Consider the following 20,425-nt stretch of genomic DNA (forward strand, 5'->3'; position numbering starts at 1 on the left):
GCATGCCCGACCTCACGCCCGCGGACCTCACCCACCTGCGTCGCTGCGTCGAGCTCGCCCGCGAGGCGTTCGACGCGGGCGACGAGCCGTTCGGCTCGGTGCTGGTCGACCCGGACGGCGCCGTGCTGCTCGAGGACCGCAACCGCACGGCGGACGGCGACCAGACGCGCCACCCCGAGCTCGAGCTGGCCCGCTGGGCGGCCACCCACGTGGCCCCGGACGTACGCCCCCGCTGCACCGTGTACACCTCGGGCGAGCACTGCCCGATGTGCGCCGCCGGGCACGCCTGGGTCGGCCTCGGGCGCATCGTGTACGCCGCCTCGACCGAGCAGCTGACCGCGTGGCGCGCCGACTGGGGCCTCGCCCCGGGTCCCGTCGCCCCGCTCCCGATCACTGCGATCGCCCCCGGCCTCCCCGTCGCCGGTCCCGCCGCGGAGCTCACCGACGAGCTGCGCGAGCTGCACCACCGGCAGGCGACGCGCTGAGGGACTCCGGATCGCCGAGGTGGGTACCACCGGGACGGACGCGGGTGCGTAGCCTGCGTGGCGATCGGACACTCGGAGGTTCTGATGACGGATGACCACCTGGCTGAGGCGACAGCCCGCTACGCCTCCCTGTTCACCCACCACCCGCAGGGAGCCTGGTCGCTCGACGAGCAGGGCTTCTTCACCGACGGCAACCAGCGAGCGCTGGAGATGACCGGCCTGACCCTCGACGAGTTCCGGCAGGCGAACTTCGTGGAGGTCATCCACCCCGACGACCTGGACCGCTTCCAGGAGGGCTTCCGGCGGGTGATGGCCGGTGAGCCACAGCTGCTCGAGGGACGTGTGCTGAGCGCCGACGGCGAGGTCACCGACATCCGCTGCACCGCGATCCCGGTCGTCGTCCACGACGAGGTGGTGGGGGTTCACGGGATCAGCGAGGACGTGACCGAGGCCAAGCAGGTCCTGCGCGAGCTCGAGGAGGCCAACGCCGCCAAGACGCTGTTCCTCGCGACCGTGAGCCACGAGGTCCGCACCCCGCTGGCCGCCATCGTCGGTGCCACCGACCTCCTGATGGACATCGACCTGCCGCCCGAGGCCGAGCACTACGCCGAGATCGTGCACCGCTCCAGCGAGCGGCTGATGCGGCTGGTCGAGGACATCCTCGAGTTCTCCGGGCTCGAGAACCACCAGACCGTGCTCCACCCGCGGCCGTTCGGGCTCCGCTCCCTCGTCTCCGACATCGAGGAGTGGGCCACCTCGCTCGCCCACACGCGCGGCCTCGAGGCGACCGTCGCCGTCGACCCGTCGGTCCCCGCGACCGCGATCGGCGACTGCCGCCGGATCAACCAGGTGGTGACCAACCTCGTCCACAACGCGATCAAGTTCACCGAGGCCGGCGGCGTCGACGTACGGGTCAGCGCGCGCGAGGCCCAGCCGGATGCCCAGCCGGATGCCCAGCCGGATGCCTGGCTCGAGGTGGAGGTCCGCGACACCGGCATCGGGATCTCCCAGGACCACCTGCCCACCCTCGTCGCGCCGTTCCGGCAGGTCGAGCCCAGGGTCGCCGGGGACCGCCAGGGCATCGGCCTCGGTCTCACCATCTGCCACGAGCTGGTGTCACTGATGGGTGGGCGCCTGACGGCCACCTCCACCCTGGGCGAGGGCAGCACCTTCGCCGTCACCCTCCCCCTCACCACGGACGAGGCGCCGACTTCCCCCATGTGAGCGATTCGCGCCCCGCGGACCGGGGTGCACGCTGAGAGACGCGCGGCCGGGCGGGGGGCCCGCCGCAGCTCTTGGGGGGAACCATGTCCGATCCGACCGCACCAGAGATCGCCCGTCGCACCTACTCCGGCATCCGGCTCGGGGTGGTGATGGTCATCCTCGCCCTGGGCTTCGCCGTGTGGCGGGAGATCGCCAGCTCGCAGGAGGCGTGCGTCCAACGCTCGCTGAGCGCGTACTTCTACACGCCGGTCAGACCGGTCTTCGTGGGCGCCCTGCTGCTCATCGGCTTCGCCTTCATCGTGATGTGGGGCAAGACCGCGCTCGAGGACGCGGTGCTGAACATCGCCGGCCTGCTCCTGTCGGTCGTCGCCCTGGTCCCGACGCTCGACGCCAACTACTGCAGCGTGCCCGCGTCGGCGGGCGGCGGCGAGGCCACGACAGGGACCGCACGGATCTCCGACAGCGACCTCATCAGCGCCAACGCGGACACGGTGGCCCGCAGCTTCACCGCGCTCCTCTTCGCCCTCGTGGTGATCCTGGTGCTCGTCGCGATCCTCACGCTGCGGGCCTGGGCCGCCGGCCGGAAGCCGAGCGCGGGCATGCGGGCGGCGTACCTCGCGACCTGGCTGGCGGCGGCAGCCGTGGTCGCCCTGCTCTACTGGCTGTACCGCGACGCCGACGACCCGGACAGCGCCTTCAACCAGGACGTCCACGGGTGGTCCGCGAACATCGCCGTCGGCCTCGTCATCGTGGCGGTCTTCCTCGCCGCGCGGGAGAACCGGAACGACCCGCAGCGCCACCAGTGGTTCTGGCTCTACGGATCCCTCGGCGTGGCCATGGTCGTGACGGCCGTCGTCTTCAAGGGCGGCGACGAGGTCGGGCTGTTCTCCGGCTGGCTCGACTCCCACGCCACCTTCGTCGTCGAGGCGATCCTGATCGCCTTCATCGCCGTGTTCTGGGTCTTCCAGACGATCGAGCGGCGGCGCGACAGGGCTCCGACGTACTGACGAGGTGGGAGAGTGGTGGGATGAGCAAACCGCGGTGGATCCGCCGGCCCGGCGCCCTCGGCCTCACCCTCGGCACAGTCGTGGCCGTGGCGAGCGGGCTGCCGACGCTCCTGCTCGACCAGGCGCCCCTCGGGGTGATGCTGATCCTGCTGGCCCTCGACGTGCTGGCCGTCTACTCGATGCTCGAAGGGTTCCTGCGGCTCCGATCCGCGACTGAGCAGGCGGACGCGGCGGCCTCGCAGGCCCGCGGCTGGTGGCTGTGCGAGCTTCCCTTCCTCGAGCACCGCTACCGGCACGTCCGCGCGAATGAGGGCCAGACCGAGCAGTGGGTCTGCCGACGGTGCGGCCACCGTCGCTACGCGGCGCCGAGGTCCGTCGCCGACACCTTGTCGCAGGGCTCGGCCGAGTCGAGCTGGGTCCGCCGGGACCACGAGCTGTAGCACCGGTCGGCTGAGCGCGATCAGAGGCTGAGCGCCGTGACCGCGGCCTCGGCGAGGACCCGGGCGCCGATGCCGGTGGCGGCCTCGTCGACGCGCAGGTTGCCCTGGTGCAGGTCGTACGTCGGTCCGCCGGGCGTGCGGGTGCCGAGGCGGGCCATGGCGCCCGGGACCGAGTCGAGGTACCAGCCGAAGTCCTCGCCGCCGAGGCTCTGCGCGGTGGACACGTGGCCGTGCGGGCCGAGGACCGTGTCGAGCGCGGTGCCGAGGAGGGCCGTGGAGACCGGGTGGTTGACCACCGGCGGGACGCCGCGCTGGTAGGTCACCTCCGCGGCGACGCCGTAGGGCGCGATGATCGTGGTGATCAGCTGCCGGATCAGGTGCTCGGCGTCGGACCACGCGACCGCGTCGAGCATCCGCACCGTGCCGGCGACGACGCCGGTGTGCGGGATGACGTTGTGGGCCGAGCCCGCCCGCACCGTGCCCCAGACCACGCTGACCCCGGCACGGGGGTCGAGGCGGCGGCTGAGGATCGCGGGCAGCTCGGTGATCACCTTGCCGAGCGCGAAGGTGAGGTCCTCGGTGAGGTGCGGGCGGGAGGTGTGGCCGCCCTTGCCGGTGAGCTTGACCGTCAGCGCGTCGGCGGCGCCGGTGAGCGGACCCTCGCGCAGGCCGATGCGCCCCACGTCGAGGCTCGGGTCGCAGTGCAGGCCGAAGATGTGGCTGACCCCCTCGAGCGCCCCCGTGGAGATCAGGTGCAGCGCTCCGCCGGGCATGACCTCCTCGGCGGGCTGGAAGAGCAGCCGCACCCGGCCGGCCAGCAGCCCGCGGGCCGCGACCTCGGAGAGCGCGAGCCCCGCGCCGACGAGGCCGGCGGTGTGCACGTCGTGCCCGCAGGCGTGCGCGACGCCGGGCGTCGTGCTCTTCCACGGGTCGGGCGTCAGGTCGTCGACGGGCAGCGCGTCGAGGTCGGCGCGGAGTGCCACCAGCGCATCCCCGGAGCCGATCTCCGCCAGCACTCCCCCGCCCTCGGGGCGCGTCACGGACCACCCGGCGTCCTCGAGCGCGATGGTCACGGACTCCGACGTGCGGTCCTCCTGCCAGCTCAGCTCGGGGTGGGCGTGGAGGTCGCGGCGGAGCGCGACGAGCTCGTCGGCGTACTTGTCGACGGCCTCGGCGATGACGGCGGTGGCGGGGTTCGCGGGGTTCGGCATGACCGGTCCAGCCTAGTTGCTGTCCCCGTCGTAGGCGGCGAGAAGCCGATCTGCGGCCAGTGGAGCGGGCAGCTCGCCCGCGAGCACCGCACGTCGTACGTCGTCGCGCACGGCCGCCACGCCCGGTGAGGAGCGCAGCCGCTGGTCGAGCTCGTCGCGGACCAGCGCCCACGTGAAGTCCAGCTGCTGGCCGGCCCGCTTGTGGGCCAGCCCGTCGACGCCGAGGTGGTCGCGGTGGGCCCCGATCCGGGACCAGACGTCGTCGACCCCGGCGCCGGTCAGGCCCGAGCAGGTGACCACGGGCGGGGCCCACTCGGCGTGGCCGCGGACCAGGCGCAGCGCACCGGCGAGCTCCCGGGCGGCGACGCGCGCCTCGCCCTCGTGGTCCTCCCCGCCCTGCGCATCGGCCTTGTTGACCGCGACCACGTCGGCGATCTCGAGGATGCCCTTCTTGATGCCCTGGAGCTGGTCGCCGGTGCGAGCGAGGGTGAGGAAGAGGAACGTGTCGACCATCCCGGCGACGGTCACCTCCGACTGCCCGACGCCGACGGTCTCGACGAGCACCACGTCGTAGCCGGCGGCCTCGAGCACCAGCATCGCCTGCGTGGTGGCGCGCGCGACCCCGCCGAGGGTGCCGGCCGAGGGCGAGGGCCGGATGAACGCGTGGGGGTCGACCGAGAGCGCCGCCATCCGGGTCTTGTCGCCGAGCACCGAGCCACCGGTGCGGACGGACGAAGGGTCGACGGCCAGCACCCCGACCTGGTGGCCTGCCGCGGTCAGGCGGGTGCCGAGCGACTCGATGAACGTCGACTTGCCCACGCCCGGCACCCCCGAGATGCCCACCCGGGTGGCCAGCGGCGCGTCGCCGGCGGCGAGCGACGTCAGCAGCTCACGGGCCAGGGCACGGTGCTCGCCGCGGGACGACTCGACGAGCGTGATGGCGCGGGAGACGGCAGCACGCTGCCCCGCTCGCACCCCCTCCGCCAGCGCGGCGACGTCGACCGGACGGGCCATCAGGAGGCGTGCTCGTCCCGCAGCCGCGCCAGCAGGTCGAGCGCCGACTCGGCGATGACCGTGCCGGGCAGGAACACCGCGGCGGCGCCCATCTCCTCGAGCACCGGGACGTCGTCGGGCGGGATCACGCCACCGATGACGACCATGATGTCCGGGCGCCCCTGGTCGGCCAGCGCCTGCTTCAGCGCGGGCAGCAGCGTCAGGTGGCCGGCGGCCAGCGAGGAGACGCCGACGATGTGCACGTCGGCGTCGATCGCCTGCTGGGCGACCTCCTCGGGCGTGGAGAACAGCGGCCCCACGTCGACGTCGAAGCCGAGGTCGGCGAAGGCGGTGACCACGACCTTCTGGCCGCGGTCGTGACCGTCCTGGCCCATCTTGGCGACCAGGATCCGCGGGCGGCGGCCCTCCTCTGCCTCGAACTCCTCGGTGGCCTTCAGCACCTCGGCGACCTTGGTGTCGCCGGCGGTGCCTGCCTCGTCGCGGTACACGCCGCTGATCGTACGGATCACGGCCTGGTGCCGGCCGTAGACCTTCTCCAGCGCGTCGGAGATCTCGCCGACCGTGGCCTTGGCGCGCGCCGCGTCGACGGCCAGCGCGAGGAGGTTGCCCTCGAGCGAGCCGCCCCCGACCGGGCCGCGCTCGGCCGAGGCGGTCAGCGCCTCCAGCGCACGGCGTACGTCGTCGTCGTCGCGCTCGGCCCGCAGCCGCTCGAGCTTGGCGACCTGCTGGCGGTAGACGTCGTCGTTGTCGACGCGCAGCACGTCGAGCTTGTCCTCGGCGGCGAGGCGGTAGGTGTTGACGCCGATGACCTTCTGCGCGCCCGAGTCGATGCGCGCCTGGGTGCGGGCCGCGGCCTCCTCGATGCGCATCTTGGGGATGCCCTGCTCGATCGCCTTCGCCATGCCGCCGGCGCGCTCGGCCTCCTGGATGTGCGCCCATGCGCGCTCGGCGAGGTCGTGGGTGAGCTTCTCGACGTAGTAGGAGCCGGCCCACGGATCGATCACCTGCGTGGTGCCGCTCTCCTGCTGCAGCAGCAGCTGGGTGTTGCGGGCGATGCGCGCGGAGAAGTCGGTCGGAAGCGCGATCGCCTCGTCGAGCGCGTTGGTGTGCAGCGACTGCGTGTGCCCCTGCGTCGAGGCCATCGCCTCGATGCAGGTGCGGCCGACGTTGTTGAAGACGTCCTGCGCGGTGAGCGACCAGCCCGAGGTCTGGCTGTGCGTGCGCAGCGAGCGCGACTTGGGGTTCTGCGGGTCGAAGTCGTCGACCAGCCGCGCCCACAGCGCCCGGGCCGCGCGCATCTTGGCGACCTCCATGAAGAAGTTCATCCCGATGGCCCAGAAGAACGACAGGCGCGGCGCGAACTGGTCGATCGTCATGCCGGTGCCGAGGCCCGCGCGGATGTACTCCACGCCGTCGGCCAGGGTGTACGCCAGCTCGAGGTCGGCCGTCGCCCCGGCCTCCTGGATGTGGTAGCCGGAGATCGAGATCGAGTTGAAGCGCGGCATCTTCTGCGAGGTGAAGGCGAAGATGTCGCTGATGATCCGCATGCTCGGCGCGGGCGGGTAGATGTAGGTGTTGCGGACCATGAACTCCTTGAGGATGTCGTTCTGGATGGTCCCCGCCAGCTGCTCCGGCTTCACCCCCTGCTCCTCGGCCGCCGCGATGTAGAGCGCGAGCACCGGCAGCACCGCGCCGTTCATCGTCATCGACACCGACATCTCGTCGAGCGGGATGCCGTCGAAGAGCGTGCGGGTGTCGTAGATCGAGTCGATCGCCACACCGGCCATGCCGACGTCGCCGCGCACCCGCGGGTGGTCGGAGTCGTAGCCGCGGTGGGTGGCGAGGTCGAAGGCGACGCTGAGGCCCTTCTGCCCTGCCGCGAGGTTGCGGCGGTAGAAGGCGTTGGACTCCTCGGCGGTGGAGAAGCCGGCGTACTGCCGGATCGTCCACGGCTGGGTCGTGTACATCGTCGGGTAAGGCCCGCGCAGGAACGGCGCGAGGCCCGGCCACGTGTCGAGGCCGTCGAGGCCCTCGAGGTGCTCGGGGCCGTAGACCGGGAGGATGTCGATCCCCTCCGGGCTCGCCCACGGGCCTTCATCAGTTGGTCGAGCAGCCGAGGAACGAGGCGTGTCGAGACCCAGCTCCACCTCGGCGAAGTTCTTCGGGATGCTCATCGGGCGAGCTCCTCTCGGATCCGGCCGAGGAAGCCGAGCGCGTCGACCCCCAGGGCGCACGAGTCGTCGACGTCGGTGACCGTCTTCTCCCCCGGCTTGCCCGCCAGCACGACGTACGACGCTCCTGCCGCCCGCAGCGCGGCGACCAGGTCGGCGCCCCACTCGGCGTAGGCCGCGTCGGTGCCGGCGAGGCACACCACGGGCTGGCCGGCGTAGGCCGCCGTCACGGAGGCGACGTCCGAGGTGGCACCGGCCGACTCGACGGCCACGCCTCCGGCGGCGAGGAGGTTGGTGGCGAACGTGGCGCGCGCGGTGTGCGCGGAGATCGGACCCATCGTGGCCAGGAAGACCCGCCGCTCGGCGGGCTGGGCGCGCATGTCCTCGAAGGCCCAGCCGTAGTGGTGGACGTAGCGGTGCGGGCGGTCGTCCCGCTCGGGCAGCACCTCGGCGAGGTCGGGGAACTCCGAGACGCCGGTCAGCGGCCGCGACCGGTCCGCGACCTGCGCGTCACGCGCCGCGCGGACCGCCCGCACCCGCTCCTTCACGCCCGCCCGGGCGTCGTCGGCGAGCGCACCACCGGCCGCCTCGATCCGGCCGAGCTCGGCCCAGCCGGCGACGGCGAGGTCGTCGGTGAGCTTCTCGACGGCGTACGAGCCGCCGGCCGGGTCGGTGACGGCGGCGACGTGCGACTCCTCGATCAGGAGCGAGGAGGTGTTGCGCGCGATCCGGCGGCCGAACGCGTCGGGCGCGCCCAACGGCTCGTCGAAGGGCACGACCGTGACGGCGTCGGCGCCCCCGACGCCGGCGGCGAAGGCGGCGACGGTGCCGCGGAGCATGTTGACCCAGGGGTCGCGCCGGCTGGTCATCGCCCGGCTGGTGACCGCGTGGAGGGACATCTCACCGCTCGCGCCGGATGCCTCCAGCACCCGCGCCCACAGCCGGCGAGCCGCGCGCAGCTTGGCGATCGTCGGGAACTGCTCGTCGGTGGCGGCCAGTCGGAACTCGACCAGCCGGGCCGCGTGCTCGGCGGAGAAGCCCTCGTCGGCGAGCAGGCGGAGGTAGGCCACGCCCGTCGCGACAGCCCAGCCGAGCTCCTGGGCGTCGCTGGCGCCCTGGTCGTGCAGCGCGGTGCCGTCGACCACCAGGGCACGGACACCCAGCTGGAAGCCGCGGCGCGCGACGGGTGCGAAGAGGTCGCGCGCCGTCGCGCCGTCGTCACGCACGCGGGAGTGCAGCATCTCGAGCGTCTGCAGGTCGAAGGAGAGGTTCGTGCCGGGGTGGAGGGCGCCGTCGACGCCCTCCAGGAAGTCGGCGAACGCCTCGACCTGCCCGGTCGAGGCGCGGTCGAGCGCCACGGGAGCCAGGTCGAGCAGCACGCCGTCGAGCAGCGCGGACCAGTCGTGCTGCGTCTCCTCGGAGAGGTGCAGCAGCAGCGAGGTGCCGCCGTTCTCCAGGTCCTGGAGCAGGGCCTCGTTGGCGGCCCCGTCGTCGACGACCTCGACCTGGGTGCGCACGTCCCACGCCCCCCGGCGTCCGGGACGGCCGCTCGTGGTCAGTCCCTCCAGGTCGGCCTGCTGCCCGATCGGGGCGACCTCGATGCCGTCGAGCGTGGTGCGCGCCAGCGCGGTCCAGACGTCGGAGTCGGGCGCGTCGTCCCCGAGCCGGCGCGCCTTGCGCAGCACGGCGGCGGTCGCTGCCTCCCACGCGGAGGCGTCGTAGGCGTCGTCCGCACCCACCAGCTTCAGCGAGCCCTCGGCCGGCTGCAGCTCCTCGGGCTCGTCCAGTCCACCTTCGAGGTCGGTCATGCTGCGCAGGATAGGACGAGCGTCACGTCGCGGGCACCTGCCGGACCTATGGGATACCTCACCCACCTCGGAGGTTCCGTCCGAATTTCGCGGTAACCGCACACGAGGCGGCGTGAGGTACCTAACATCCGCCACCATGACCATCTCCAGAAACGCACGCACCCGGGCCGCCGTGGCCGCGGTCGCGTCGAGCGCCCTCGCCGCCGCGAGCCTGGCGCTCGCCACGACGGCCACCGAGGCTGCCCCGACGGCGCCGAAGAGCACACCCACCAAGGGGTACGCCGGCGCGCCGGTGAACCCCGCCCCCTACACGCTCACGCAGCCCGACGGCACCACCATCGAGGTGCGCAACATCGGTGACTCGCTGACGCGGGGCGTCGTCACCGCCAAGGGCGACAACGCCCTCGTGAAGGGCAAGGACGGCTTCTGGCGCTACGCCTCCGGCCGCGACGCCGACGGCGCGCTCGTCGCGTCCAGCGTGGTCGCGGGCGCCGGCAAGGCGCCCCGGGCGGCCAAGGGCCTCGCTCCGGCGCCGACCGCCAAGGCCACCTCGCCGCGGGCGCCCAAGGCCGGCACCGGTGACGACAAGGCGCTGGTCATCCTCGCCCAGTTCACCGACCAGTCCTCCGTGGACAGCACCCAGGCCGACTGGTCGAACTCGTTCTTCGGCGCCGGCGGCAGCGTCGACGCGTTCTACAACCAGGCGAGCGGCGATGTGTACGGCCTCGCCCCGGCCGCCGACACCGACGGTCCCAGCAATGGCGTCGTGGGCTGGGTGACCCTGCCCTACGCCCACCCGGACAGCGGCGTCGACGGCAGCGCCACCGAGGACTACGTCGCCGACGCGATCGAGGCGGCCGACCCCTTCGTCGACTTCGCCTCCTTCGACGCCGCCGGCGACGGCGACGGCAACCTCGACACCGACGAGCTGCACATCACCGTGATCACCGCCGGCTACGAGACGTCCTACTCCGGCGAGGAGGACGTCTGCGGTCCCAGCACGTGGGGACACCAGTGGGACCTCGACTCGGCCGATGTCGTGGCCCCTGAGGTCGACGGCGTCATCGCGGGCAGGGGTGGCTACACCACCTTCGGCGAGTGGCACTGTGCCGACAGCGAGGGCGACGGCGGTCACATGGCCACGATGGGCATCATGGCCCACGAGATCGGCCACGACATCAACTGGCCCGACCTCTACGACGTCGATGGCTCCTCGTCGGGCGTCGGCTACTGGAGCCTGATGGCCAGTGGCTCGTGGGGCAGCGCGGGCGGTTTGGACGGCTCCTCGCCGAGCCTGCCGGACGCCTGGTCCCGCTGGTACCAGGGCTGGCTGAGCCCCGAGGCGATCACCGCCCCGACCGACAACTTCCAGCTGGAAGCCGGCAAGGCCGCGCTCCTCTCCCCCAACCCGAACGGGGTCGACTGGGTGTTCGGCGAGCACGCCGGCACCGGTGAGTACTTCCTGGTGGAGAACCGGGCGCAGACCGGCTTCGACGCCAGCCTCCCCGGCTGCGGGCTGGTGGCCTACCGCATCAACGAGACCGTCACGTCGAGCAACTTCGCAAACAGTGACGAGACCAACCGCCTGGTCGGCGTGCTTCAGGCCGACGGGAGCCACAGCCTGGACAACGGCACGACCTACGGCGGCACCGGCGGCGACCCCTACCCCGGCACGAGCGGCAACCAGGACCTCGACGCGACCAGCGACCCGAACACCGCCTTCCACACCGGCGTGGCGTCGGGCCTGGACGTCCACGTGGACTCCACCGCGTGCGGCTCTCCGATGGTCATCGACGTGACCCCCGGCGCCGCCTCGCCGCCGCCGGCACCGCCCGCCAACGACGACTTCGCCGACGCGAAGGTCATCAACGGCGCGAGCGGGTCCGAGAGCCAGTCCACCGAGTACGCCACCGACGAGCCCGGTGAGCCGTCGCCCACCGGCAACGGCGCGGCTTCGGTGTGGTTCTCCTGGACCGCACCCGCCACCGGGAGCGCCACGCTGACCACCGCGGGCAGCAACTACGACACCGTGCTCGGTCTCTACACCGGCGCGGCCGTCAATGCCCTCACCCAGGTTGCGGCCAACGACGACGACCCCACCGCCGACGTCCTCACCAGCCGGGTCGTCGCCCAGGTCACCGCCGGCACCACGTACCGGATCGCCGGCGCCGGCTACGGCGGCGACACCGGGAACCTGAAGCTCGCCTGGTCGCTCTCCGTGCCCACCGTCACCCCGACGGTCACGCCGACCGTCACCCCCACGGTCACGCCGACCGTGACGCCGACGACCCCGCCGGCCGTCATCACGGTGACGAAGCCGGGCGTCACGGGCAAGGCCAAGGTCGGCAAGAAGCTGAAGGCCAAGCCCGGCACCGTCACCCCGGCGGGCGTCAAGATCAGCTACAAGTGGCTGCGCAACGGCAAGGCGATCCGCAAGGCGACCAAGTCGTCCTACAAGGTCGTCCGCGCCGACAAGGGCAAGAAGCTCAGCCTGAAGATCACCTACCGGCTCGCCGGCTTCCCCACCGTGGTGGAGAAGGTCAAGATCGGCAAGGTGAAGTAGCAGCACCAGCCACCTCGTCGACGGCGTCTCCGGATCTTCCGGAGGCGCCGTCGGCGCGTTTCCACCGGTCCGCCCACGGGGAGACGGCGTCCACCTCCGGTGGCTAGGTTGGCGGGCATGCACGGTCACGAGCACGGGCACTCCCATGCGACCGGGCACGCGCACGCGCACGTCTGTGGCGGTCCCGACCACCACCGGGGCGACTACACCGCGCAGCAGCGGGCCGACCTGGACCTGGTGCTGGCCTTCAACCGCCGGATGTCGGAGGCGATCAACGACCGCTTCGACGTCCGCGCGGTCGAGGAGGTGCTCGACCCCGACCCGCTGCGGTTCATGTGGGTCGACGAGGGCAAGGGCAAGGTCGCCGAGATGATGGCGGGCGCCCACGCGGTGCTCGACCAGGCGCCCCGGCACGACGGCCACGCGCGCGCCGGCGTCGACGTGGTCCGGGGCGCGCACGACGCCGCTCGCCCGACGGTCGCCGTCGGCCCGGACGGCACCCGCCTCGTCGCGTGGACCGAGTGGGTCCCCGACCGTGGCGAGCACGTGCGCGCGGCCCTGGGCGACCAGGTCGCTGCCGGCGAGTCCACCGTCGTCTCCGGCGAGCTCGCGGACGTCTACCGCCCGACCGCCGCGATCACGACGGGCGGCGTGGCGTGGGTGCTGTTCGGGCGGCGCGACGACGGCGACGTCGCCGTCTGGGGCACCCGCTGGAGGGGCGAGGCCTGGACCGCGCCCGAGCCGGTGAGCCAGGGCGGGCACCCCGCCTTCAACCAGGAGGTCGTCGCGCTGCCGGGCGGCGGGATCGAGGTCTGCTGGCAGGCCCGCGACGACGACCGCTTCGCCATCCACTCCCGCCGCTGGACACCGGCCGGCGGGTGGGCCGACCCGGTCCGGGTGAGCGTCGGCGTCGAGGCCAACGTGTGGGACCCGACCGTGACGGCGTTCGCCGACGGCGCGACGGCGTACGCCTGGTCGGAGTACGCCGACGGCGCCTACCGGGTCGTGGTGCGGCGACGCTCGGCCGACGGCGAGCTCGGCGTGCCGCAGGACCTGACCTCGGGGAGCGACTACGCGCTGCACCCGCACCTCGCGGTGACCCGCGACCAGCAGCTGTGGTGCGCCTTCGACCTGATCACCGTGGTCGGCCACGGCGGCAGCGGCCCGACCAGGCTGCGCGCCGACGCCGAGGTCGGCGCCGACCCCGCCGTGGTGGAGGGCGTGCGGCCCGGCAGCGAGAACGTGCCGCCCGAGCTGCTGCCCGACGTGTCGGCCTCGATCCGGGTGGTGGCCGTCACCGGGCACGGCGTCCTCGAGGCGCCCGGCGAGCTCGCCCCCACCCTCGACGTGGTGCCGGCCGGCCTGCCCAAGCTCGTGGCCACCGACGACGGCGGGCTGGTGGTGGCCTACCGGATCCACCGGCGGCTCCCGCTGATGACCTACTACTGGGAGGTCGCCGCCCAGGCGCTCGGGCCGGGTGGCTGGCTCCCGCCGACGACGTTCAGCGGCACCGACGGGACGCTCGAGGAGATCTCCGCGGCCGCCGGTCCCGACGCGCAGGTCGTGATCGCGGCACAGACCGACGAGCGGCTCCAGGTCGCGCTCGACTGGACCGAGGGCTTCGGCGGCCGGGAGTGCCCCTACCTGCACGAGCACCACGGGTCCGTGGTCTGGCACGGCGTGCACGGCATCGGCACGGTCGTGCTCGGGCGCACGGCGTCCGCCGGCGTCGCCCGCGCCCCGTCGTCGGCGCAGGCGCGGACCAGCCGGGTGCACGCCGGGGACCGCGACGACGCCCGGCGCTGGGCGGAGCCGGTCGCCCGCGCGGCCCGCCGCGAGCGGTACGCCGTCACGGCCGGCGACCGCACCTACCGGCTCTACTGGGGCGACCTGCACCGCCACTCGCTCGTCAGCCGGTGCACCGCCGGCGACGAGCCCTCGCTCGAGGACTTCTACCGCTACGCGTGGGACGTCTGCGAGTACGACTTCTGGGCGGTGACCGACCACTCGGAGAACTCCTCGGACCACCAGTGGTGGTCGATCCAGAAGATCGCGGACCTGTTCCACATCGACGACCGCTTCGTCCCGCTCTACGGCTTCGAGTGGACCTCGGCCGACACCGGCCACCAGAACGTCATCTTCGGCGACGTCGCCCGCGGAGCTCCCATCTTCTCCGCGTTCGCGGAGGGCACCACCGACCCCGCCGGCCTGTGGGCGCGGATGGAGCAGCACCCCGACTTCCCCGCCATCACCATCCCCCACCACCCCGGGTCGGCGATGGTCCACAACGACTGGGACTACCACCACCCCGACTACAGCCGGCTGGTCGAGATCTTCCAGGCCTGCCGCGGCAACTACGAGGCGCTCGGGGCGTTCCGGCAGTACAGCGACGCGACCAAGGAGGGCACCTTCGTGCTCGACGGGCTGCACCGCGGGCACCGCTTCGGCTTCATCGCCTCCTCCGACCACGGGCACGGCGCCAGCTACGTCGGCGCGCTCGCCGAGTCCCTCGACCGGGCCTCGATCTTCGAGGCGCTGCACGCACGCCGGACGTTCGCGGCGACCACCCGCGACGTCCTCATCGACGTACGCCTCGGGGAGGCGCTGATGGGTGAGGCGGTCGTGCCCGACGGCCCGGTGACCCTGCGCGTGCACGCCGAGGGCTACACCGACCTCGCCCGCGTCGACGTGCTGCGCGACGGCGTCGTCGTCCACGCCACCGACCCCGGCCACGTGGTGGCGGACGGCGAGGTCAGCGTGCCGGTGCGGGTCGAGTGGGGCGGCAGCGACCGGACCACGTCGTGGGACGGCACGCTCGAGGTCACCGGCGGCCGCGTCGTGCGTACGCCGTTCTGGAGCCCCGAGGTGGTCGAGGTGCGGGACACCTCGCTCCGGTGGGCGTGCACGACCGCGAGCTTCGGTGAGCCCTACGGCTCCCAGCGCGGGGGCGTCGAGGTCACCGTCGCCGGCCCGCCAGACGCCACCGTCACGATCCGGGTGGGCGACCGGGCCACGGACGTCACCCTGGCCGAGCTGCTCGTGCAGGCCGTGCACGAGGTGCCCGGTGCGGGTCCCGGGCACCTCCGGCTCCAGCCCGGCATCGGCGGCCTCTCGTCCCTGGGCACGAGCTCGCTCGACCTCACCTGGACCGACCTCGACCCGCCCGCGGGCCGCTCGGCGTTCTACTACGCGCGGGTCTTCCAGGTCGACGGCGAGATGGCGTGGTCCTCGCCGATCTGGGTCGACCCGCCGGCGTGACCCAACCGGACAAATCCAGTTCAAGAACAGGTCAATCCATTGACAGGCCGACGAGGCCGCCACCATGGTGGATCGATCTCGGGTGAGTCCTCGCCCGTGCAGCGGGGGGGGAGCTCGACCGTGAAGCGGATGCTCAAGGACGTCGACCCGATCGTCTTCTGGGGGTCGGCCCTGCTGATCGCCGGCTTCGTCGGCTGGGGCCTCCTCGCCCCGACCAGCCTGGGCTCGGTGATGGGGAGCGCGCTCGGCTGGGTGATCGGCAACTTCGGGTGGATGTTCGTCCTCATCGCCTTCTCCGTGCTGGTGCTCTGCATCTTCCTGGTGCTCCACCCCTGGGGCCGGCTGCGCCTGGGGCCCGACGACTCGCGACCCGAGTTCGGCACGTTCTCGTGGATCTCGATGATGTTCGCCGCCGGCCTCGGCGCCGGGCTCCTCTTCTACGGCATCGCCGAGCCGGTCTCCCACTGGTCGTCCCCGCCGCACGGCCTGGCGGAGCCGGAGTCGGAGGCGGCGGCGCTGGTCGCGCTGCGCTACACCTACTTCCACTGGGGCTTCAACGGCTGGGCGATGTACGCCGTCATGGGCGGCGCGATGGCCTACTTCAGCTTCCGCAAGGGCCTGCCGGTCCTGGTGAGCTCGGCGTTCACCCCGGTCCTCGGCGACGACGCCTCCAACAAGCCGCTCGGCCGGCTGGTGGACGCGCTGGCCATCGTCGCCACCCTCTTCGGCACCGCGACCGCGCTCGGGCTCAACGGGCTCCAGCTCAACAGCGGTCTGAACTACCTGACGGACAGCGTGCCGAAGTCCAACGCCGTGGCCGTCAGCATCATCCTGGTCGTCACGCTGCTCTTCGTCGTCTCGGCGACCTCAGGCGTCGAGAAGGGCATCAACTTCCTCGCCAACCTCGGCTCCTTCGCCACGATCGGGCTCTTCCTGTTCTTCCTCGCGGTCGGCGGCTCGACCGTGCTGGTCATCTCGCAGGGCATCGAGTCGATCGGCACCTACGTCCTCCAGGTCCTGCCGATGTCGCTCCAGACCGGCGTCGGCGACGAGCAGTGGATGGCAGGCTGGACGATCTTCTACTGGGCCTGGTGGGTCTCCTGGGCGCCCTTCGTCGGCATGTTCGTCGCCCGGATCTCCCGCGGGCGCACCATCCGCGAGTTCATCATCGGCGTCGTCGCGGCGCCCACCGGCTTCGGCTTCCTGTGGTTCGCCGTCGTCGGCGGCACCGGCATCGAGCTGCAGCGCACCGGCCAGGCCGACATCGTCGGCTCGCTCTCCACGCCGGAGCTGGTGCTCTTCACCGCCCTCGACGTCCTCCCGTTGCCGGTCGTCAGCACGGCGCTGTGCATCGTGCTGATCGCCCTGTTCTTCATCAGCGGCGCCGACGCGGCGTCGGTGGTGATGGCGACGATGGCCTCGCGCGGCTCGATCCGCCCCTCGAAGTTCGTGGTCGTGGTGCTCGGCCTGCTGATGGGCGGGATCGCCTGCGCGATGCTGCTGGTCGGCGGCCTGACCGCGCTGCAACAGGCGGCGGTGCTCGGGTCGGTGCCGTTCATGTTCGTGCTCGTCGGCGTCGCGTGGTGCTGGATCAAGGCGCTGCGCGAGGAGACGCGCGAGGAGCCGGAACCCGACGTGGGCTCGCGCGAGCGGGTGCGCTCCGGCGGTGCGTCGTGACCAGCCGCCGCGCGCTGCCGGCGGCCCTCGCCCTCGCGGCGCTCCTCCTGCTCGGGGCCTGCGGCGAGAACTCCGAGCGCGACGCCTCGCAGCAGCCGCAGGGGGCGACGCTGCGGGTCACCATCGGCACGCAGGCGTTCCCCGAGGCCCTCGTGCTCGGTGAGCTGTGGCGCCAGGCGCTGGCGGTCAACGGCTACACCGTCGACCTGCGCAAGGCGGTCGGTCCTGCCGAGGACCTCGACGAGGCGTTGCGCGCGGGCGAGGTCGACGGCTACGTCGCCTACACCGGCACCGTGCTCTCGATCGTCGCCGGCCAGGAGGTCTCCGGGCTCGACCCCACCGAGACCTACGACGCGGTCGAGGACTACTACGAGGACCAGGACATGGTCGTCAGCGAGCAGACGCCGTTCGAGAACAAGGACGCCATCGCCGTCACCGACGCGTACGCCGAGGCCAACGGGCTCGCCTCGATCGCCGACCTCGCCGAGCTCGACTCGTTCGTGCTGGGCGCGCGCCCGGAGTTCGAGGACCTGCAGCTCGGCCTCGCAGGCCTCCGGGAGGTCTACGGGCTCGACAACGCCGAGTTCGTCCCGGCCGAGCTGGGTGAGCAGTACGCCCTCCTCGACGACGGCGAGGCCGACGCCGTCGACGCCTTCACCACCGACCCGCAGCTGCGCGGCGGGGCGTACACGGTCCTGGACGACCCCGAGCTGCTCTTCGGCTCGCAGAACGTCGTGATGGTCGTCGACGAGGGCAAGCTCGACTCGATCGACTCCGAGGCCTTCATGAACGTCATCGACACCGTCAACTCCGAGCTCACCGAGGACGCGATGGTCGCCATGAACGGCGAGGTGACCGACGGCCGCAGCGAGGCCGAGGTCGCCCGGTCGTTCCTGCGCCGGGTCGGGCTGATGACCCCGTTGCGCCGCTAGGCCAGACTGCGCCCCACCCACACCAGGAGGACCGATGCCCGACCGCCGCAACCCGTTCGAGGGCGTGACCGACTTCGTCAGCGAGCTCTACCGCATGCGCTCCCTGGGCATCCACGGAGCGCTCGAGACCTCCGCCGACAACCCCGAGCGCACGCACGCGTCCGCGTGGGTGCCCAGCACCGACATCCTCGCCCGGGGCGACGACCTGGTGATCCGGATCGAGCTCGCCGGGGTGGACCCCGCCGACGTCGACCTGCGGTTCAGCCACGGCGTCCTCACCGTCTCCGGCACCCGCCACGCCGGCGAGGTGCCCGGCGACGAGGGCGCGGAGTTCCTCGTCCGCGAGCGCTACCACGGCGAGTTCCGGCGAGCGATCACCCTGCCGGAGAGCGTCACCAGCGAGCAGATCGAGGCGGCCTTCGAGGACGGCCTGGTCACCATCACCGTGCAGGGCGCGGCCGCCGACCGCGACGACACCCGGATCGAGGTCGCGCACCGCACCCGCCCCACCAGGGCGCGCCGCAAGCCGTCGACCGACTGACGCCGCTGAACAACCGGGACGGCCGCGACGTCCCGGTCGGTCGGGCCTCTGGACCCATGCCCCGGGAGCGGCCCCGCTCCTAGCGTCCCGGCATGGCTGACGTCCACCTCCACATCGGGCTCCCCAAGACCGGCACCACGACCATCCAGGGGATGCTCGACGCCGCCGCACCCCGGCTCGCAGACGAGGGCGTGCTGATCCCGGGCGGCGGCCACCGGGCCCAGCGGACGGCCGTCTACGACCTGCTCGGCCAGCGGGTGCGCGGGGACCTCGACGAGGTCGTCGCTGGCGCGCTCGACCGGCTCCTCGCCGAGGTCGCGGCGTACGACGGGCCGCACGTGGTGGTGTCGGAGGAGGAGCTCTCGCTCTGCCGCCCGCGCCACGTGCGCCGCCTGCTGCGCGGCCTGTCCGGGCACCGGGTGTTCGTTGTGGTGGGGGTGCGCGACCTGGCGCGCACCCTCGTGTCGGCGTGGCAGCAGCGCATCGTCAACGGGGGCACCACCCCGTGGCCGGACTTCATCGGGTCCGTGAGAGGCGACCCGACGGCCCCGCCGCGGGAGGGGATCGCCTTCTGGAGGGGCCACGACCTGTTCCGCGTGGTCGACACCTGGACGGCGTACGTCCCTCCCGATCGGGTGCGCCTGGTGACGGTCCCGCCGCCGGGCGCCGACGCGAGTGTGCTGCTGGCCCGCTTCTGCGAGGCGGCTGCGCTCCCCGGGTGGACGGCGGCCTCGGCTCCTGCGGCCCGACGCAACGTCGCGCTCGGCGCGGCCGAGCTCGAAGCCATCCGGCGGATGAATCGCGCTGTCGAGGGTCGCCTGAACGCCAGCCAGCACCGCTTCGTCATCGAGGCCGGCATCCGTTCGCGCCTCGCGGATGGCGGTGGCCGTCCCCTCGTCCTCCCTGCCGAGCACCGCGCGTGGGCCCGGGCCCAGGGTGAGCAGCTGGTGGCCGAGGTCGAGCGCCGGGGCCTGCAGGTCGTCGGGCCGCTCACGGACCTGGTGCCACAACCGGTCGGCGGGTCCGACGCGCGTCCACCTGACGCCGTCCGTGACGACGAGCTGCTCACCGCCACGGAGGCCGCACTCGCGTCGCTGGCCCTCGACCACGGTCGGCTGTTCCGCCGCTACCGGCGCGACGTCGCGGCCCGCGAGGGTCGAGTGCCCGGCCCGGCGGAGCTCCTCGGCAGCCGGGTGCGTGCCGGCGGGTTCGGCGTCGGCAGGTGGGTGCTGCGCCGCTCCGACGACCACGGCCTCGCGGCCCGGCTCGGGCACCGCTACCTCCGGCGCCTCACCCGCGCGAGGAGGGTCGGCTGATCAGACCTCGGTGCGGCCGTCGTTGTCCCTGTTGCGGATCCCGATCTTGTTGCCCAGCCACACCAGCGGGTCGTACTTGCGGTCCACCACCCGCTCCTTCATCGGGATGATGCCGTTGTCGGTGATGTGGATGCCCTCGGGGCACACCTCGGTGCAGCACTTGGTGATGTTGCACATCCCGAGGCCGGCGGCCCCCTGGGCGAGCGCGCGCCGGTCGTGGGTGTCGAGCGGGTGCATGTCGAGCTCGGCGTAGCGGATGAAGAACCGCGGGCCGGCGAAGTGCTGCTTGTTGTCCTCGTGGTCGCGCACCACGTGGCACACGTCCTGGCACAGGTAGCACTCGATGCACTTGCGGAACTCCTGGCCGCGCTCGACGTCGACCTGCATCATCCGGCGCTTGCCGTCGGCGTCGCGCGGGCCGAGCTCGGCGTAGGGCAGCTGCTTGGCCTTCTCGTAGTTGAAGGACACGTCGGTGACGAGGTCGCGGATCACCGGGAACGTCCGCATCGGCGTGACCGTGATCGTCTCGGCCTGGTCGAAGTCCGAGAGCCGCGTCATGCACATGAGCCGGGGGCGGCCGTTGATCTCGGCGCTGCACGAGCCGCACTTGCCGGCCTTGCAGTTCCAGCGGATCGCCAGGTCACCGGTCTGGGTGGCCTGCAGCCGGTGCAGCGCGTCGAGCACCACCTCGCCCTCGGACACCTCCACCGTGTAGTCGGTGAGCTCGCCGCCCTCGGCATCGCCGCGCCAGACGCGCATCTTCAGGTCATAGGCCATG

At 72.6% G+C, this 20,425-nt stretch carries 15 protein-coding genes; 10 read left to right on the top strand and 5 right to left on the bottom strand.

The genetic code is table 11. The annotated features are described in order from the left end of the window. Positions 1 to 2: 2 nt before the first annotated feature. The 4 genes from ACE3QY_RS21660 (at position 3) to ACE3QY_RS21675 (ending at position 3,156) form a co-directional block, all read left to right on the top strand. Entirely contained in the window at positions 3 to 485 is a 483-nt protein-coding gene (locus ACE3QY_RS21660; RefSeq protein WP_374458142.1) for a nucleoside deaminase, read from the top strand. Positions 486 to 569: 84 nt separating this feature from the next. After that, entirely contained in the window at positions 570 to 1,709 is a 1,140-nt protein-coding gene (locus ACE3QY_RS21665) for a sensor histidine kinase (RefSeq protein ID WP_374458143.1), read from the top strand. Between the two features lie 83 nt (positions 1,710 to 1,792). Next, positions 1,793 to 2,716 carry a hypothetical protein gene (locus ACE3QY_RS21670; protein WP_374458144.1) on the top strand — a complete coding sequence of 308 codons (924 nt, stop codon included), beginning with the start codon at positions 1,793 to 1,795 and terminating at the stop codon, positions 2,714 to 2,716. A 20-nt stretch (positions 2,717 to 2,736) separates the two neighbouring features. Beyond that, entirely contained in the window at positions 2,737 to 3,156 is a 420-nt protein-coding gene (locus tag ACE3QY_RS21675; RefSeq protein WP_374458145.1) for a hypothetical protein, read from the top strand. A 20-nt stretch (positions 3,157 to 3,176) separates the two neighbouring features. On the opposite strand, the gene ACE3QY_RS21680 is transcribed toward ACE3QY_RS21675, so the two are convergent. The 4 genes from ACE3QY_RS21680 to ACE3QY_RS21695 are packed head-to-tail and all read right to left on the bottom strand — an operon-like array spanning position 3,177 to position 9,360. Then, positions 3,177 to 4,367 carry an amidohydrolase gene (locus ACE3QY_RS21680; protein ID WP_374458146.1) on the bottom strand — a complete coding sequence of 397 codons (1,191 nt, stop codon included), beginning with the start codon at positions 4,365 to 4,367 and terminating at the stop codon, positions 3,177 to 3,179. Positions 4,368 to 4,379: 12 nt separating this feature from the next. After that, positions 4,380 to 5,381, bottom strand: coding sequence for a methylmalonyl Co-A mutase-associated GTPase MeaB (meaB, locus tag ACE3QY_RS21685; protein ID WP_374458147.1), 1,002 nt, complete (start codon positions 5,379 to 5,381; stop codon positions 4,380 to 4,382). Then, the gene (scpA, locus tag ACE3QY_RS21690; RefSeq protein ID WP_374458148.1) at positions 5,381 to 7,555 is read right to left on the bottom strand and encodes a methylmalonyl-CoA mutase; all 2,175 of its coding nucleotides are present in this window, start codon (positions 7,553 to 7,555) and stop codon (positions 5,381 to 5,383) included. Before scpA ends, meaB begins: the two co-directional genes overlap by 1 nt. Further along, entirely contained in the window at positions 7,552 to 9,360 is a 1,809-nt protein-coding gene (locus tag ACE3QY_RS21695; protein WP_374458149.1) for a methylmalonyl-CoA mutase family protein, read from the bottom strand. Before ACE3QY_RS21695 ends, scpA begins: the two co-directional genes overlap by 4 nt. Positions 9,361 to 9,496: 136 nt before the next feature. Here ACE3QY_RS21695 and ACE3QY_RS21700 point away from each other — a divergent pair, with 136 nt between their 5' ends. The 6 genes from ACE3QY_RS21700 to ACE3QY_RS21725 all read left to right on the top strand — a co-directional run bounded on the left by ACE3QY_RS21700 (position 9,497) and on the right by ACE3QY_RS21725 (position 19,647). Continuing rightward, complete coding sequence (locus ACE3QY_RS21700; RefSeq protein ID WP_374458150.1) at positions 9,497 to 11,923, top strand: M6 family metalloprotease domain-containing protein; 2,427 nt, start codon at positions 9,497 to 9,499, stop codon at positions 11,921 to 11,923. Positions 11,924 to 12,040: 117 nt separating this feature from the next. Continuing rightward, on the top strand, positions 12,041 to 15,181 hold the full coding sequence (locus ACE3QY_RS21705; protein WP_374458151.1) for a DUF3604 domain-containing protein: 3,141 nt from the start codon (positions 12,041 to 12,043) through the stop codon (positions 15,179 to 15,181). 129 nt (positions 15,182 to 15,310) lie between these two features. Next, positions 15,311 to 16,858 (top strand): BCCT family transporter, encoded by a 1,548-nt coding sequence (locus ACE3QY_RS21710; RefSeq protein ID WP_374458161.1) that lies wholly within the window; start codon positions 15,311 to 15,313, stop codon positions 16,856 to 16,858. Then, positions 16,855 to 17,790 carry a glycine betaine ABC transporter substrate-binding protein gene (locus ACE3QY_RS21715; protein WP_374458152.1) on the top strand — a complete coding sequence of 312 codons (936 nt, stop codon included), beginning with the start codon at positions 16,855 to 16,857 and terminating at the stop codon, positions 17,788 to 17,790. The genes ACE3QY_RS21710 and ACE3QY_RS21715 overlap by 4 nt, the downstream gene beginning before the upstream one ends. Before the next feature lie 34 nt (positions 17,791 to 17,824). Further along, positions 17,825 to 18,331, top strand: a complete 507-nt coding sequence (locus ACE3QY_RS21720) for an Hsp20/alpha crystallin family protein (protein WP_374458153.1) — start codon at positions 17,825 to 17,827, stop codon at positions 18,329 to 18,331. 92 nt (positions 18,332 to 18,423) lie between these two features. Continuing rightward, positions 18,424 to 19,647: a hypothetical protein gene (locus ACE3QY_RS21725; protein ID WP_374458154.1), complete on the top strand. Its 1,224-nt coding sequence runs from the start codon at positions 18,424 to 18,426 to the stop codon at positions 19,645 to 19,647. Here the strand turns inward: ACE3QY_RS21725 and ACE3QY_RS21730 are convergent, their stop codons facing one another. Next, the gene (locus ACE3QY_RS21730; protein WP_374458155.1) at positions 19,648 to 20,424 is read right to left on the bottom strand and encodes a succinate dehydrogenase/fumarate reductase iron-sulfur subunit; all 777 of its coding nucleotides are present in this window, start codon (positions 20,422 to 20,424) and stop codon (positions 19,648 to 19,650) included. Position 20,425 lies beyond the last annotated feature (1 nt).

The sequence above is a fragment of the Nocardioides sp. genome, assembly GCF_041913365.1.
GTDB lineage: Bacteria > Actinomycetota > Actinomycetes > Propionibacteriales > Nocardioidaceae > Nocardioides.

Coding starts and splice junctions, on each gene's coding strand:
- ACE3QY_RS21660 (WP_374458142.1), top strand. CDS start 3: ATGCCCGACCTCACGCCCGCGGACCTCACCCACCTGCGTCGCTGCGTC.
- ACE3QY_RS21665 (WP_374458143.1), top strand. CDS start 570: ATGACGGATGACCACCTGGCTGAGGCGACAGCCCGCTACGCCTCCCTG.
- ACE3QY_RS21670 (WP_374458144.1), top strand. CDS start 1,793: ATGTCCGATCCGACCGCACCAGAGATCGCCCGTCGCACCTACTCCGGC.
- ACE3QY_RS21675 (WP_374458145.1), top strand. CDS start 2,737: ATGAGCAAACCGCGGTGGATCCGCCGGCCCGGCGCCCTCGGCCTCACC.
- ACE3QY_RS21680 (WP_374458146.1), bottom strand. CDS start 4,367: ATGCCGAACCCCGCGAACCCCGCCACCGCCGTCATCGCCGAGGCCGTC.
- meaB (WP_374458147.1), bottom strand. CDS start 5,381: ATGGCCCGTCCGGTCGACGTCGCCGCGCTGGCGGAGGGGGTGCGAGCG.
- scpA (WP_374458148.1), bottom strand. CDS start 7,555: ATGAGCATCCCGAAGAACTTCGCCGAGGTGGAGCTGGGTCTCGACACG.
- ACE3QY_RS21695 (WP_374458149.1), bottom strand. CDS start 9,360: ATGACCGACCTCGAAGGTGGACTGGACGAGCCCGAGGAGCTGCAGCCG.
- ACE3QY_RS21700 (WP_374458150.1), top strand. CDS start 9,497: ATGACCATCTCCAGAAACGCACGCACCCGGGCCGCCGTGGCCGCGGTC.
- ACE3QY_RS21705 (WP_374458151.1), top strand. CDS start 12,041: ATGCACGGTCACGAGCACGGGCACTCCCATGCGACCGGGCACGCGCAC.
- ACE3QY_RS21710 (WP_374458161.1), top strand. CDS start 15,311: ATGCTCAAGGACGTCGACCCGATCGTCTTCTGGGGGTCGGCCCTGCTG.
- ACE3QY_RS21720 (WP_374458153.1), top strand. CDS start 17,825: ATGCCCGACCGCCGCAACCCGTTCGAGGGCGTGACCGACTTCGTCAGC.
- ACE3QY_RS21725 (WP_374458154.1), top strand. CDS start 18,424: ATGGCTGACGTCCACCTCCACATCGGGCTCCCCAAGACCGGCACCACG.
- ACE3QY_RS21730 (WP_374458155.1), bottom strand. CDS start 20,424: ATGGCCTATGACCTGAAGATGCGCGTCTGGCGCGGCGATGCCGAGGGC.